The sequence below is a fragment of the Photobacterium sp. Alg240-V54 genome (genome assembly GCF_900537155.1).
Lineage (GTDB): Bacteria > Pseudomonadota > Gammaproteobacteria > Enterobacterales > Vibrionaceae > Photobacterium.
The window spans coordinates 1-16,501 of record NZ_UNRL01000004.1; the positions used below are offsets into that span (position 1 = coordinate 1).

Annotated in this window: 14 protein-coding genes; 3 read left to right on the forward strand and 11 right to left on the reverse strand. The window is 36.2% G+C overall.

All coding sequences use genetic code 11. From position 1 onward, the window contains the following. The 10 genes from G6R09_RS11760 to G6R09_RS11805 all read right to left on the reverse strand — a co-directional run. On the reverse strand, positions 1-555 hold a 555-nt coding region (locus tag G6R09_RS11760; protein WP_163922580.1), incomplete at its 3' end, for an alcohol dehydrogenase catalytic domain-containing protein. Between the two features lie 377 nt (positions 556-932). Then, positions 933-1,502, reverse strand: a complete 570-nt coding sequence (gene gfa / locus G6R09_RS11765; RefSeq protein ID WP_065168016.1) for an S-(hydroxymethyl)glutathione synthase — start codon at positions 1,500-1,502, stop codon at positions 933-935. Between the two features lie 307 nt (positions 1,503-1,809). Then, positions 1,810-2,421, reverse strand: coding sequence for an S-(hydroxymethyl)glutathione synthase (gfa, locus tag G6R09_RS11770; RefSeq protein WP_163922583.1), 612 nt, complete (start codon positions 2,419-2,421; stop codon positions 1,810-1,812). Between the two features lie 190 nt (positions 2,422-2,611). Beyond that, positions 2,612-3,838, reverse strand: a complete 1,227-nt coding sequence (locus G6R09_RS11775) for an NAD(P)/FAD-dependent oxidoreductase (protein ID WP_163922585.1) — start codon at positions 3,836-3,838, stop codon at positions 2,612-2,614. A 553-nt stretch (positions 3,839-4,391) separates the two neighbouring features. Next, on the reverse strand, positions 4,392-5,285 hold the full coding sequence (locus G6R09_RS11780; protein WP_061000402.1) for a LysR family transcriptional regulator: 894 nt from the start codon (positions 5,283-5,285) through the stop codon (positions 4,392-4,394). Positions 5,286-5,543: 258 nt separating this feature from the next. Next, a complete protein-coding gene (locus tag G6R09_RS11785) occupies positions 5,544-6,770 on the reverse strand; it encodes an NRAMP family divalent metal transporter (protein ID WP_163922588.1) in 1,227 nt (408 codons plus the stop codon). A gap of 237 nt (positions 6,771-7,007) precedes the next feature. Beyond that, positions 7,008-7,727 (reverse strand): acetolactate decarboxylase, encoded by a 720-nt coding sequence (gene budA, locus G6R09_RS11790; RefSeq protein WP_240345735.1) that lies wholly within the window; start codon positions 7,725-7,727, stop codon positions 7,008-7,010. Positions 7,728-7,739: 12 nt separating this feature from the next. Beyond that, positions 7,740-9,404 (reverse strand): acetolactate synthase AlsS, encoded by a 1,665-nt coding sequence (gene alsS, locus G6R09_RS11795; RefSeq protein ID WP_087846833.1) that lies wholly within the window; start codon positions 9,402-9,404, stop codon positions 7,740-7,742. A gap of 270 nt (positions 9,405-9,674) precedes the next feature. Next, the gene (locus G6R09_RS11800) at positions 9,675-10,865 is read right to left on the reverse strand and encodes a NupC/NupG family nucleoside CNT transporter (RefSeq protein ID WP_163922594.1); all 1,191 of its coding nucleotides are present in this window, start codon (positions 10,863-10,865) and stop codon (positions 9,675-9,677) included. A 644-nt stretch (positions 10,866-11,509) separates the two neighbouring features. Then, the gene (locus G6R09_RS11805) at positions 11,510-12,979 is read right to left on the reverse strand and encodes a lytic transglycosylase F (RefSeq protein ID WP_163922597.1); all 1,470 of its coding nucleotides are present in this window, start codon (positions 12,977-12,979) and stop codon (positions 11,510-11,512) included. A gap of 192 nt (positions 12,980-13,171) precedes the next feature. Here G6R09_RS11805 and G6R09_RS11810 point away from each other — a divergent pair, with 192 nt between their 5' ends. The 3 genes from G6R09_RS11810 (at position 13,172) to G6R09_RS11820 (ending at position 15,933) form a co-directional block, all read left to right on the forward strand. After that, a complete protein-coding gene (locus G6R09_RS11810) occupies positions 13,172-14,068 on the forward strand; it encodes a lipoprotein (RefSeq protein ID WP_240345736.1) in 897 nt (298 codons plus the stop codon). A gap of 77 nt (positions 14,069-14,145) precedes the next feature. Next, positions 14,146-14,637: a DUF1456 family protein gene (locus tag G6R09_RS11815; protein ID WP_163922600.1), complete on the forward strand. Its 492-nt coding sequence runs from the start codon at positions 14,146-14,148 to the stop codon at positions 14,635-14,637. Between the two features lie 213 nt (positions 14,638-14,850). Then, positions 14,851-15,933 (forward strand): aspartate/glutamate racemase family protein, encoded by a 1,083-nt coding sequence (locus G6R09_RS11820; protein ID WP_240345737.1) that lies wholly within the window; start codon positions 14,851-14,853, stop codon positions 15,931-15,933. A gap of 64 nt (positions 15,934-15,997) precedes the next feature. Here the strand turns inward: G6R09_RS11820 and G6R09_RS11825 are convergent, their stop codons facing one another. After that, a complete protein-coding gene (locus G6R09_RS11825; protein WP_163922603.1) occupies positions 15,998-16,498 on the reverse strand; it encodes a copper-binding protein in 501 nt (166 codons plus the stop codon). Positions 16,499-16,501 lie beyond the last annotated feature (3 nt).

Below are 16,501 nucleotides of genomic sequence, written 5' to 3' on the forward strand. Positions count from 1 at the left end.
GTTAAGTACTGCACCCATACCAGTTGTTACACCACAACCTAGTAGACAAACTTCTTCAAGTGGTGCTTCTTTGCTGATTTTAGCTAAAGAAATTTCTGGAAGTACAGTGTACTCAGAGAAAGTAGAACAGCCCATGTAATGGAAGATTGGCTGACCGTCTTTGTAGAAACGGGTTGTGCCATCTGGCATTAGGCCTTTACCTTGAGTTTCACGTACTGCCTGACAAAGGTTAGTCTTGCCAGATAGGCAGTATTTACATTTGCCACACTCTGCAGTGTAAAGTGGGATTACGTGATCGCCTACTTCAACACTTGTTACGCCTTCACCAATCATTTCAACAATACCGCCACCTTCGTGACCAAGGATTGCAGGGAAGATACCTTCTGGATCGTCACCAGATAATGTGAATGCATCTGTGTGACATACGCCAGTTGCAACGATGCGAACTAATACTTCACCAGCACGAGGTAGCATTACATCAATTTCTTCAACAGATAGAGGTTGTTTTGGACCCCATGCGATAGCAGCTTTTGATTTGATAAATTTGTCAGTCATCGTTTACTCTCTTAAATGTTTGCGACCCATGTTCAAGCATGGTGTTCGTTGTTAATTATAGTCACAGATTTAACATTGTCGTTGTGACTTGATGCAGCTATTATATTTATTTCTTAAAGATTGATAATCCCTGTAAATGGAAAATCATTATTACCACGAGGTAATAATATCGGCTTTTTTGATACAAAGATAATACTAAGTACTCAATTGAAGCTGATTGAAAGGGTAGACCAAGATAATCAATTAGGTATTTAATGGTTATGCAAGTGTGATCTGCGTCACGTTTATTGTTTTTTGTGTTAGTGAAATGAATAAAAAAAAAGCAACACCTTTAAAGAGGTGCTGCCTTATATTGTTACACAAGAGTAATGTAAAGATTATGCTTGTGGGTTATTTTGAGCGTAAACATGTGTTGCGATTGCATCCATTAAAGCTGGAGATAGGCAGTCGTAAGTGTTTAGGCCAAGTTCATTTAAACGTGCACGGATTGCAGTCATATCTTTTGGATCAGTACCTGTTTCGATGATTGAAGAAACAAATGCTGCAAACTCAGGTGCAGACCAACCTTCATCAGTAGATAGCTCTGTGTGAACAAAATCTAGACCAAAGAATGGGTGGTTAGTATTGTCGATACGACCATACATATGAACACCACACTCTTTACAAGCGTGACGCTTGATAGCTGCAGACTCATCGATAACAACAAGTTTGTCAGCATTTGCGATTACTTCAACATTGTCACGTGAAATAACAGCGATTTGTGAAAATACTGCGCCTTCTGGCTTCCAGCACTTAGAACAACCACAAGCGTGGTTATGTGCAGTTTGACCTGATAGTTTTACGCGTACAGTATTTGCTGCACAGTTACAGTTTAATACGCCACCTTGAAAGTTTTCTTTAGTTGCAGCGAAACCGTTATCAATTGCAGGGTGTAGAGATATAGACATAATTTTTCTCTTATTTAATTGTTATTAGATAATATTTATTTTGTAGGTTTATTATAATTAATTATAAACGACATTTTTAAAAGTACCGTGTTTAGTAGTACCTGTTTGAAAAATGGAAATTAATTATAATAATAATCAACGAAATATATATTTGGTTGATGCGATATATATTATGCTTAATTTCATTTTTCACAATAACGAATATTGTAATTGATTATTACTAAATAGGAACAATCAAAAATTGATAGCTCTAATAAGGCACAACTTAAAAGAGCCATTATTACAATGAAATAAAATAGCGGATATTTTATTTATTTTTACTGATATGTGCAGCAATTGCATCCATTAAATCTGGAGATAAGCAATCGTAAGCTTCTAAGCCTAATGACTCAAAACGTTCCCTAATTTCTGGCATTGACTTAGGATCAGTACCCGTTTCAATCACTGATGAAACAAACGCAGCAAAAGCAGGAGCAGACCAACCTTGCTCACTAGATAGTTCTGTATGAACAAAATCTAAGCCATAAAATGGGTGGTTAGTGTCTTCGATACGGCCATACATATGTACACCACAGTCTTTACAAGCATGGCGCTGAATCGTAGCAGCTTCATCGATAATAATCAGTTTTTTAGCATTTGCAATAACTTCAACATTATCACGTGGAATAACGGCTACTTGTGAAAATAAAGCGCCTTCAGGCTTCCAGCATTTAGAACAACCACAAGCATGGTTATGGGCTGTTTGTCCGGTTAATTTAACATTCACTTTATTTTTTCGACAATGACAGCTAATTAAACCACCTTTAAAAGTATTATCCGTTGGTTTAATTCCATTATCAATTGCTGGGTGCAATTTAATAAAAGGCGATGTTGTACCTTCAGTATTATTACCGAATAATTTAGCAAAGAATTTTATCATTATATTAATCTTATATTATATGTAGAGTAAGAGTATTAAATTCTGGTGATGAAATATCACTAGTTATATTTTAAAGTATTAAGTATTAAGTATTAAGTATTAAGTATTAAGTATTAAGTATTAAGTATTAAGTATTAAGTATGTATATTTGACTAATGAGATTAGCCAAATATACATATACTGCTAGTTACTACATTCCGTTAGGTTGGAATAGTGCTTTTAAGCGTTTAGTAATAATTAAACGTGATACAGTAAACATACCTTCAACGGTACGTTGGTGTAGACGGAAAATAGTATCGTAAAGACGACGAATAAGGCGTCCTTTAAATACCAAGTTGTTTGCCATCTTTGACTGAGGAGCAAATGAACCTACAGCAAAGTGATGACCAACTGCGACAACCATACCACCATCTTTAAATTCAAAGTCAGTCAGTTCTTTACCACGTAATAAGCCAGTTAAACTTTTGCTTAAATGCACAGCTGCACGGTTTGCCGCTTGTGCTTTTGGCGGAACAAAACTGCCATCAGCTTGTGGAATTGATGCACAATCACCTAAAGAGAAAATGCTATCGTCAATTGTTGTGGTTAAATTCGCATTCACCATAATTTGGTTCATACGGTTATATTCTAAACCACCCAGTCCTTTAAGCCATTCTGGTGCTTTTACACCTGCAGCCCAAAATTGAATATCAGCTTCTAATGGCTGATTATCAGCAGTGACCATACCATGTTCTGATACTTTACTAATTCGAGTATTTAAAAGTACATTAATATTGGTACGTTGTAGCTCTTTTAATACTTTAGCTGACATTTTTTGTGGGCTATTTGGTAACACACGATCTGCAGCTTCAATTAAATTGATTGTTAGTTTAGCTGCATTGTAACGTTGTAATTTATGGCTTACTCGTGCAAGTTCAGCTGCAAGTTCAACACCTGTTGCGCCAGCGCCTACAATATTTACAGTGCGATCACTACCTTCACGTAGCAAGTGACTGATTTTGTTCCATGCATGACGAGCTTGGCTTGCCGAATCAAGGAAAATACAGTTATCACGAGCACCGCTAGTATTAAAGTCGTTACTTACTGCACCAACAGCGACAACAAGGTAATCATATTTTACCGCTGCTTCTGTGCCATCGTTACGGCGAACACTAAGCATTTTATTTTCACGGTCAATATCAGTCATTGCTGCTTGATAATGTTGGTAACCATTAATTGCACCATGGGTGAAATAGCAAACTGAATCTAACTCGCGATCAAAGGTACCTGCAGCAATCTCGTGTAAGCGGGGTTTCCAATAGTGATCCGTTTCTGGTTCAACCAGAATAATTTCATGTTTTTTACGGTTAGCTTTTGCTAACAAAGTCGATAGTTCTATACCGGCAGCACCGCCACCTACAATAACGATTCGTGACATAACGAATACCTCAAAAAGTGAACCCTAGATATCATTCTCAGGGGATGGTCTTCCATCATTAAATTGATGAGCTGATCCGTTGCTACAAAATGACTTTTTATTAGCCACAACACGCAGGGCGGCTACCTGATATCTTATGTGTGATGAATTTCTTTGATATAAGACAATTAAATCAGTCAAAATTCAAGTTCTGTGAACTCGACACGGGTATTTTTTTTAAAATATCACTGTTGTGCCATTGGTGACCATTATATTCCAAACATATTTAATGACAATGGCGTCAAAAAACAAATGACCTTTACATGTTGGTAATAATGGTGCGAAAAAAAATGCACTTGTAATTATTAGTAACAATTATTTACTGGTAAGGTGTTGATTTGTATGTATCCGAATAATGTGCATAACTATACAATTGTAAGTAGAAAACGAATGACTAAAGCGAAGGGAAAAAGAGGGCGTATTCTTATAATTTGGGAATGTTAACGCAGATTAGAAAAGTAACAGTAAGTATTAAGCATGAGCAAAACTGCTCATGCTTAAGTAAGGCGGTAATTTAAAATGATTCTATGTCAGTAAATTGCCCTTGCAACCAGTGAATTGCTGGACTTAATTGAGAGCCAATAGGGTAAATAAGAGAAGCCGACCATACATTACTGGTAATTTTACTGAATGAAAGATTAAGTTTCTTTAGCATTTCATTCTTAAGATCATGTTTTAATACAAAATCAGGTAAGCAACAAATGCCAATATCTTCACGGCATAATGACAAAATAGTATGGATATCTTCAACATGCCATAATTGTAGTGCTGCTTTTGCTTCATCAAATGGCAATGAATCTAAAGATGCAGGGATCAATAGACGTTGCTGACAAAAATCTTGGTAGCTTAATGTTGTTGCACCCGCATTATATTTATCAAGGTACGATTGAGTCGCTACCCAGCTAACATTAATATTAAATGCTTGGGTGTACTCTAGGTTAATTTTATTTTCGTGATCAAAAATACCTAATGCAATATCAAGATTTTTAGCTTTGATTTCTTCCGCTAAACGCTTACTGTTTTGCTGCATAATAAACAATTCAATATTTGGCAAATCAGAAGATAATCTTTTGATTATTGAAAGTATTTTTTCATTACAAACCAGTGGATCAATACCGACTTTGATTTTCACATCATTCATGTGATAAATAGATAATGAACGCTCAAGGAATGTTTGATATTGCGCCATCATTATTTTGGCATTTTTTAATACGTGCTCACCTTTTTCTGTTAGGCGAGGGCATTTGCTTGAACGATCAAAGACTTGAAATCCTAAATCAATTTCAAAGTTTTGGATAGTGAGGCTAACTGCAGCTTGGGTTTTATTCAGCTGTCGTGCAGCAGCACTAAACGAACCATATTCGGCAGCAGCAATAAATGAGCTAAGAGTTTCAATCTTTATATTCATTTTTTAACGATTCATCTTATTTTTATAATGGGTAATAGGTCATATCTTATCGTTCGACATAAGAATAACGACATTGGTGTTGCTCTAATATAACTAAAACCTATACCTAAAGACAACTATTAGTGTTTTTTATATTGATATTTATTATATTTATGGCTTTGGTAGCATTTGACAAAATTTAGCTTATACGTATTTTTATTTTATTAGTTGATATAAATCAGTCGCTAAAGGATATACCTAGCGGCATACCCTTAATGTTTAGCCAATAAATTTAGTGATAAAGCCGCTAATATTAGAAAGGCTTGCTAGGCTCATAATAAGGACAATAGTGACACCAATTATCGTAAGGTAGAGTGGATGCTTGTAGGTTCCTACGATATTGGGATAGCGTGTAGCGCCAAGTACTGTTGCAAGTACGATAGGTAAAATGATGCTGTTAACAAGTCCAGCGAGCATTAGTAATAGGATTGGCATATTCATTAATACAGTGCCGAAGGTAGTGAACATGATAAACCCAACACACCATGATTTTTCATTACGTGCAACAACGGGGAAAAGGGTTTTTATCAGTGATATTGCCATATATGAGTTGCCAACCACCGAGGTAATTGAAGCGACAAATAATACCAATCCAAAAATAAAGTAACCAATATCCCCTGCACCATGACGAAACGCATCTGCTGCAGGGTTTGATGGATCTAATGTTACTCCAGTAGTGATAACCCCTAATACTGCGCAAAATAATAAGATACGAATAATGACCGCAATAGAAATACCGGCCCATGCGGTTTTGGTAACATTGTGGGTATTTTCAATGCCAGTTAAGTTCACATCTATTAAGCGTTGTGCGCCGGTGTAATAACCGCCGACGGCGCCACCGACGATAGTTAATGTTGGTAATAAAAGATTTGAAAAATCGGAAGGTGCTATCGCAGCGACCACTGTTGGTGCGAGTGGTGGTAAATTGGTGAGTGCAACATAAGCAATTAATACGATCATTAATAAGCCTAAGTAACGCGCCATTTGATCCATACGTTTAGATGCATTATGAACAATGAATAACAGACTACCAATGACTCCTGTAAAAATGGCTCCCCACGTCGTATCCAGTCCTGTGAGAACATTCATGCCAAGTGCTGAGCCACTGACGTTGCCAAAGTTAAAAGCAACGGCGCCAAGTGCTAATAGGATACCAATAAAGTACCCCATTCCAGGTGCTACCTTATTTGCAATATCTTGAATTCGTAAGCCAGAGACGCCAACGATACGCCATAAGTTCATGACAATACCAAAAGTAATAAACATTGAAGCAAAAACAGGAAAAGCCATATCAATGTTATAGATATTGGTAAATACAGCGGTTTGCGTTAAAAAGCCAGGGCCAACAGAGGTCGTCGCCATTAAAAAGGCAACACTTAAAATGGCTTTATTTTGCCAGTTAGTGTGGCGTGGGGAAGTTGTTGTGGTTAGTGTGTCAGTTTGCATTATCAATCCCAAAATCAAAGTCTCTCATATTTATAAAAATAGAAAGACAACTGATAGGATCAGCTGCATTATGGGATGATACATTTGATGACAAAAGCAATAAAATGTAATCGATTGCTTTGGTTGGCGCGGATAATAGAGATAGTTATTGGGAGTGTCAATAGTCTTTTTTTAAACAATAAAAAAAAGCCCTATTCTTGTAAAAAGATAGAGCTTTAAGGTATTTTTTAGGTCGTGTTATTTCTCTGTGGTATGAATGGCTGCTTTAAGATCATCTGGATTTAAATCAGCGCGATCAAACTCTTGAGAAGCTGGCATACGTAAGTGGAAATCTTTAAAGATCTCAACTTCAGCAGTACCTTCAGTTAAAATAAAATCACTTACATGACCACCTTGAGTGCGATCGTCACTAATAAAGTGGAAATGGAATCCTGGAACGTTAATACCGATCATGTATTCAGGGATTTTAAAACCAATCATGACACCAGAAACATGGGTCATTTCAGCAATTGGCTGATGCTTTACTACCTCTACCATGGGCGGGTAAGGGCGATGCTGTGCAGGTACTGTACGGGTTTTAACGTATGAGAATTTGCCGGTTAAACGGATCGCATTAATGGCGTTATTAGCGACAAAATCTTTTTCTAAGCAGGCTTCAAACTCAGCTTTGGTTAGCTCAATAAGACTGATAGTGTCTGTTGGCTCGAAATTAACTACGCCAGCAAATGGTGTCGTAATATCATGGTTGACAAGATGTACATCGCCAGTACTGGTGAGTTGATATACATCATCACCTAATACAATCATCTCGCCGTCAAGATCATTAAAAGTACCAATACCAAAATTACCATGATCCAATAATTGACCAATTGTAAAATCACCTTGGTATAAACCTGCAATTAAGGCACTCATCATTGAGGTTTGATAAAACGTTTTGCCGCTATTTTGATAACTCATGATGTATTCCTCTTAATCTTGTTGGCAAGGGTGAAGTTGATCAAGTAGACGGCTGTTATCGCGGTAATCAACATTAACATTAACCAATACTGGACCACTTAATGCCATTGCTTTGCGAAGTACTGGCTCGATGTCATCAGCATTATTAATTGCCAAGCCATGTGCACCAAAACTTTCTGCATACTTAACAATATCTGGACCGATAAAACTAACGGCACTTTCACGACCATATTTTTTCAGCTGCTGAATTTTAACCATGTCGTAGCTATGATCTGTCCAAACAAAGTGAACAATATTACATTTATGACGAACAGCAGTTGCCAATTCCATTGATGAGAATAAGAAACCACCATCACCAGACATTGAAATAACTTTTTCATTTGGCGTTAGTAATGAAGCGGCTATCGCCCAAGGTAAGGCAACCCCTAGCGTTTGTTGACCATTGCTAAATAACAGCCGACGTGGTTCAAAAGCGTGGAAATAACGCGCCATCCAAATGTAGATAGAACCTACATCACAACATACAGTTGTATCATCACTCACAAATCGACGTAGATCATGTACAAAACGCAGTGGGTGGACACCCATTGATGAAGTTTTGTTAACACCCATACGCATAATATGTTGTAAGTCTTGACGCAAATCTTGTAGTTTTTGATTATTTTCAAGAGGTTCGCGTTGATCTAATTCTGCTGCAATAGAATCAACAGAAACGGCAACATCGCCAACAACCTCACAAATTGGATTATAACTAATCTCTAAATCTGCTTGCTGGTAGCCAATATGAATAATCGGTGTTTTACCGTCTTTATTCCATAAAATAGGATCATATTCGATTGGACTGTAGCCAATTGTGATTATTAAATCAGCATTGTTTAATGCGATATCACCCGGTTGGTTTTTAAATAAACCTACACGACCAAGGAAACAATCATATAAATCATGTGAAATCACGCCAGCAGCTGCAAAGGTGTTAACTACCGCTATTTTTGTTTGTTGTAGCAATTGGCGAATAGATGCTGTTACAAAAGGTTGGCTGGCATCCATACCCAATAGTAATACTGGATTTTTTGCCGCATTAATACGATCGGCTGCTTGGCGAATAGCTTGAGGGTGCGCACCACCAAATAAAATAGGCTTAGGTTGCTGTACAGGAATAAACGGGATCTGATTGGTTAGCACATCTTGAGGTAAGCTAACAAAACTAGCCCCTTGAGTAGGTTGCTCTGCAATACGGAATGCTTTATGAACCACATCAGGGACTGAGGCACTGTCCATTACTTCGGCTGAGAACTTAGTAATAGGATTAAACAGTGAACGTGTATCCATTGATTGGTGCGTATTATGAGAATACATCGAAAGCGGGACCGCACCAGCCAGTGCTACAACAGGGTCGCCTTCACTATTTGCTGTTGCAACACCAGTAACAAGATTCGATGCACCAGGACCTGATGTAGCAAGACAGATACCCGCTTTACCTGTTAAACGTCCAGTTGCAGCTGCCATGAACGCGGCATTTTGTTCATGGTGACAAATAATGATTTCAGGGCCGTTATCACATACAGCATCAAAAACTGAATCGATTTTAGCACCAGGGATACCAAAAATATGTGGAACATCGTGTGCGTTTAGAGTTTCAACGACAAGCTCGGCACCTGAAATGGTTTTATTTAACATATAAGCCTCATGGTTATAATTATTAATCGGCTCAGGACATGTTTTCGCTAAATCGAATTTTATGTGATGAGTGGCACAAAATTTAAATTATTTATCATACAAATTAAAGAGGCTAAAATTGGAAGTTAATATTTCTTATTTAACCGTGGGCAGTGTAATTAGTTGCATTTTGATGGTGAGGAAGAAGGAAATCCAGATTGGAAGGGAAAATCATGTGGCAAGATAGAACAGGGGCTTCAAAAAGAAGCCCCTAATCATTAACGGAAGTGTTTATAGCATGATGTTTGCAATGAGTGCTGATAACACACTAACTAACGTTGAGCCGTATAGTAGACGCAAGCCAAAACGCGCAACCATATTACCTTTTTCTTCATTCACCCCTTTTACTGCACCAGCAATAATACCGATAGAACTAAAGTTCGCGAATGAAACCAGGAAGATTGAAACCGTACCAACGGTATGTGCCGATAAGCTTCCCATTTGTTTTTGAAGGTCCATCATAGCAACAAATTCATTGGTCACTAATTTAGTTGCCATGATACTGCCTGCTTGTAACGCTTCATGAGCAGGTACACCCATAAGCCATGCAACAGGATAGAATAAGTAACCAATTAGGTTTTGGAAACTGATACCAAAAGCAGCATCAAAGCCCGCATTAATCATTGAGATTAGTGCGATGAAGCCAATTAGCATAGCAGCAACAATAACGGCAACTTTAAAGCCCATTAAAATGTATTCGCCTAGCATTTCAAAGAATGTTAATTTTTCACTACTTTCAGCCGCCATCATTTCATCGATATCCATCTCAGCTTCATGATCATAAGGGTTGATGATAGAAAGAATGATGAAAGTACTAAACATGTTAAGGAACAATGCTGCTACTACATATTTAGGGTCAATAAGTTTCATATATGAGCCAACGATAGACATCGAAACTGTCGACATTGCAGTGGCTGCAAGGGTATACATACGACGCTCAGACATACCGCCTAAAATATCTTTATAAGTAATAAAGTTTTCAGATTGGCCAACCATTAATGCACTAATTGCGTTAAATGATTCAAGTTTACCCATGCCGTTAACTTTAGACAGTAAGAAACCTAAGGCTTTGATAATATAAGGCAATACTTTTATATGCTGTAGAATACCAATTAATGCAGAAATAAAGACAATTGGCATTAATACACTAAGGAAGAAGTTAAAATCATTGTTATTCGATAAATTACCGAACACAAAATTAGTACCATCAGCAGCAAATGCAAGCAGACCATTAAAGGCGTCAGCAAATTCTTTAACTATGCCAGTACCCGCTGATGAATTAAGTAAAAAGTATGCTAATGCTAATTCAATAATAAGCAGTTGAAGAATATATCGATATTTAATGTTTTTACGGTTATTACTAGCAAGTAACGCTAATACTGCAATAACGACTAACCCGAGTATAAAATGTAGATAGACCATATTGGATTGTGCTCAGTGTGATTATTATCTGTTTATGTGGTTATGCTGAACGATTTCATTCTCAGATAAAGTGATATATATCGCATTTTTAATCCAGTGCTTTTTTTTGCAATTGACAAGAACTTATTTCTCGGAATTACGCAATCGCTTGCTATTTTTAAAAATCCGACGCTAGATATGTTAAAAATCATCTTTTCGAAGTAAGAGTTATCATTGATTATGATTTTTTCTGTGATCTAAGTAGTAGTATAAGCGTCATTTATCCTTTGTTTTTTAATTGTTAATGTCATAGATGGGGGGATTTTGTTAAAAATAATGAAGATAGGTTTGAAGGAGAATAGTGTGAGCTTAAAGGGTAGGGTATATTTGTCGAGTCAATATTACAATTTAACATTGTAAAGATGATGCGTTGTTGTTAGCGGCATTAATTTACATTAAGACTAAATAATAGGATGATATTTACTCTATTTTTATTGTAATTGGTAATGTAATGAAAAAATCATCTAAAAACCGTAAATTATGGTATTTCCAGAAGCAAGAACGTCGTACTAAGCATTTATCTATCCCTAACTTAAAAGCATAATATAACATTGCATGTTAGGTGCGCACTTATATTACATTCATAACATTACTATCGATATAGGTTATTTAAATAAGACTGAACCATCAAATCGATATGGTGGAATAAACGGTCGAATACCAGAGTCACGAAAGCGTTTTAGTTTCATTATTTGCTTATAGACAATGAAATAACGATTAATATTATTAACATAGACAATAGGCTGTAATCCAATATGTTTACGAGTAATAAGCTCGACATTATTAAACCAAACATTAGGGTTATAGCCTTGCTCTTTAGCATACCGTCGCATTTTATTGATATTACCTGGTCCTGCATTATAAGCGGCTAATGAGAGGTAAATTTTATTGTCATAATCGATTTCATTGCTACTAAAATACTGATCTTGTAAGAAACGCATATATTTAATACCTGCGTGAATATTATTGGTTGAGGTATAAATATTAGGAATATCAACATTAGGATCACGCGCAGTACTAGGTAATACTTGCATTATACCTACGGCTCCTTTATTTGAGACTTTATGTTGATTCAACCCAGATTCTTGAAACCCTTGTGCCATCAACATTAAATAATCAAAATCGTATTGTTTTGAGTAACGGAAAAAAGTGTGTGATAATTTTTCCATTCGGTCAATATTGTTAGGATCAAGCAGAGTATCAAGCCAACGATGATTTTCTAAATATTTGTTATAAATCATATTGCCTATTAATGTGCCTTCCTTAACGGTATTAATATATTGATTAACTAAAGTCATCAGCTTAGGACTATCTTTACGCATTGCCCATGCGATCTCACCATTGTTACGTAAAACAAAGCGATCATTTACTCGAATATTTTTTAAAATTGGTAGCCAAATTTTTAATTTATGATCGTCAATGACCGTTGCATTTAATAAGTCTAAATTTATTAATTCCAATAATTCATAGTCTTGTAATGTTTCATCAATAAAGAATATTGATGCGATTGGTAAATTTTGCATCCTCAATTTATTATTAACTTTAAGTAAGCTTTGGTAGTAACTTGAACTTTTTCTGATCCATATAGTTTGACCACTTAAATCAGTTACCTTATTGAAGGCGAGCTGTTTTTGATTATTAATTAAAACTTCTGAAATCTTACTTAATACTGGTTGACTAAAAGCGACTTGCTTTTTGCGCTCAGTAGTAATGGTAATATTAGCTACGGCTAAGTCGCCTAATCCACTAACAATATAAGGCAGCAAGTTGTCACGGTGGACAGGAATAATTTGTAAATGTAACGTTGGGTGACTTTTATGAATGTTTTTTTCAAAGTGTTGTAATAAATCAGCAATAATGCCTTTAGTGATACCATCCTCGATGTAATAAAAACCTAAATCTGCTGCGACCAATACTCTCAATACTCGCTTTTTTTCTAATACAGCTAAATCACCGGTATATTTAGTACCGCTCAGAGGAGCAAGTTGAATTGAATAGCTCTGAAAACTTATGAATAACAGACACAATATTACTAATTTGTATTTATGTTTAATGAAGTACGGTATCTTGAACATAACTTACCTGCCAGACCTAAGTAAACGTAAATTAATAGGTTTGGAGTTAATTATGGTTGTTAATCGTAAAAAATGCTTATTTATATCGCTATTTTGTATGATTTATACTGATTTTTCATATGTTAAAGATAGTGATATGATAGTTAATTATTGCTTCATTATATTGTGATTTTTATGGGTAACTAATTAATAATGAAAAGAATTCTAATAGGATTGTTAGCTGTGTTATTACTGTCATCATGCAGTGTGGCAGCTACTTATTTTGTGCGGAATACCCTTTATGTAGATATTTTGGCATATATGCCTAAAAAGCTAAGCGAGACATCAGGGTTAGCCATCATTGATGGTGATATTTGGACTCAGAATGATACTTATGGCCAAAATAAAATATATCGATTAAATAATGATTTAACAGGTATTGCTCAGACAGTTAAAATTAATAAAAGTCTTAATCGTGATTGGGAAGATTTAGCGCAAGATCAGCAATATATATATATTGCTGACATTGGTAATAATCTTGCGAGACGTAAAGGCGGCTCTATTTATAAAGTCGACAAAAGTCAGCTTCATCATCAAAACAATGTCACACCAACAGCAGTATTAAATTTCCAATATGCTGATTTTAAAAAAGGTTGGTTTAATAAGCATAATTTTGACAGTGAAGCGATTACTATTGTCGGTGATCAGTTGTGGTTGTTTACTAAAAACTGGGAAAATGAAAACACAAAATTGTACCGTTTAGACACATCCACAGTAGACCAAATGCAATATGTTAAACCTGTAGCGGAATATCCAAGTAAAGGTCTTATTACTGGAGTTGATTATGATCCACAAACGTCAACCTTAGCCTTCATTGGTTACCGTAAAAATATGTATTTAGGTTACTCATTCATTTGGCTGGTAAAAGTGAAGAATAACGAGCCAGATTGGTCAACAGGCATTTATAAACGGTTAGGTATTTATTCACAGTGGGAAGCTATTCATTGGTATGGTGAGGGAAGATTATTGATTACTGCTGAGAAAAACCCATTGAACAAAGCTATGATCGGTATAGTTGATGTGCAAAAGCTACTAGAGACGGGTGAATAGCAATGGATTATCTGTTATTCTGCGCCGATAATTTCGCTGTGATTATTGCAACCACAGCATACTAAATTGGATAAATTGTGACTAATAACGATGTTTTGCGCCGTGTTCGCTATACTTTTGATTTAAATGATAGCGAGATGATCGCTATTTTTGCAGCAGCTGATTGTGAAGTAACACGTGAGCAAGTGTGCAGCTGGTTAAAAGCGGATGATGCTGAAGGTTATAAAAGTTGTTCTGACGAGCAAGTTGCCACTTTCTTAAATGGTTTTATTAACCAAAAGCGCGGCAAAAAAGAAGGTGTTCAACCAGCACCAGAAACAAAAATCACAAATAATATTATTTTTAGAAAATTACAAATTGCACTTAATCTTAAAGCAGACGATGTGCTTGATTTGTTTAAATTAGTTGATTTTCGTTTAAGCAAGCATGAATTAAGTGCTTTCTTCCGTAAAGTAGATCATAAACACTACCGTGATTGTAAAGATCAAGTATTGCGTAATTTTTTACAAGCATTACAGATCAATCATCGTGGCGTAGAATCATTAGAAGAAACGACTGACGAGAAGTAATTGTCTGCGTTGATTTGACTATTAGAAGCAGCTTCCATTGAAGCTGCTTTTTTGTTGGCTGTAATATGGTAATAAATATTAACCATTGTGTTTCGAAATATTTACTAACATATTTATCAATTTATTGGTTGGATTAATTATATTCATCAAAGAAAAAAATCGCTGAATTTGTAAGCTATTCACTTCTGTCATAAATATTGAGTCAGTGAGCTTATGAAAATTATGGATAATTTACACCACCCACGTATTGGTATCATTGGTGGTATGGGCAACGAAGCTATGGTCGATCTGATGCTAAAAATGGCATCGTTACCAGCACAAAGAGACTACCAATTTGTTGCTTTTGGTAATGCACGTTTGGCCTATAAACCTCAAGAAGTGATGCAACAATGGCTACCGACTGATATCCCCGAACTACGTAAATATGATACAGCTGCCTATACATTACGCTTAATGCAATATTTAGCCGTTGATCAGCTTGGTTTGGCATGTAATAGCGCTCATGAATTATTTCGTCGTATTTTACCAAATATACCAGTGACTTTTGTTGATATGATTAAACAGACCGCAACGTCGTTACAAGGCTGTCAAGAGTCGGTATTAGTGATGGGGGTGAGCAGTCTTATAGAATCAAAATTATATCAAATAGCCTTAACTGAAGAGGGAATTAAAGCCACGCAGCCTTCTGCAGATAATCAAGCTAAGATAATGGAAGCCATTTACAATCCCAGTTTTGGTATTAAAACTGCTAAAATAACCCATCAAGCAGAAACACTATTATGTGAAGTGATACGTGATGAGATAGTCAAGCAAGGCTGTACTAAAGTAATATTGGGCTGCACTGAATTACCGTTAGCTTTAACAGCTATTAGTTGTCAGCGATTTAAAGCACAAGGGCTATTACCTGAAAATGTTGAAGTGATTGATGCATCGATGGCGTTAGCGCAGGCATTAGTGTCAATTCAAGGCCAAAGTGACGCGTTAATTCAACCTTTGGCAACTTATCAAGGACAATACTTAGATTGGGCACAACCATTAGCGTTTAAAGTATCATCATTAGTTGAGGCAATAGCGATTCAACAGCGCATTTTTGATTATACGGTAGACTATTTAACAGAGCGTAATCAAAGTCTTGCTGGAAGCTATTTTCATTTACCAACATTATTTTTTTCAGCGCCAGCCGCGGATATTGAGCATAAGCTACAGGCGTTAGGTATTGATGTTTATTGTGGCATTAATGCGTTAGATGATATTATTGAGGATAAATTAGCTCAGTATTATTCTGATTTTGAATAATATTTAGTTAAATAAAACGAGGCAGAGAATAGTATCTACCTCGTTTTTAATTTTGAAAAGTAGCTTATAACGTGATTGTTTTGGTCATACCTACAGCGGCATGTCCTTCCATATTACAAGAAAATTCTATCTTGTTACTGCCGTGAAAATGCCATAATACTTGTTTGGCTTTTCCTGGTGCGACCGTTACTGCATTGCCATGCTCTTTATGGTGATCTTTTCCAATTTGTCGAGCTTGTGCTTGCTCTTGGGGAGAGCCAATTGCAAATTCATGTGCCATTTTTCCTGTATTCATTACTACAAATTGCACCACATCGTTAGGCTGAATATCGGCTGCTTCTTTAACGGTAATCGTCATATCGTCAGCAAGGGTGACATAAACCACTTTGTCGGGTTTTGAACCTATCGCAGGCATACCTACCTCAGATATGCTTTTCATATTCATCATCTGATGGTCCATTTTAGTGGTGTTCATTTGTGAGTGATCCATACTACTGTGATCCATAGCAGCCATAGTCGTGGTGGTTGTTAAGGCCAATAGTAAACTAAGTAGTGTTTTTTTCATGAC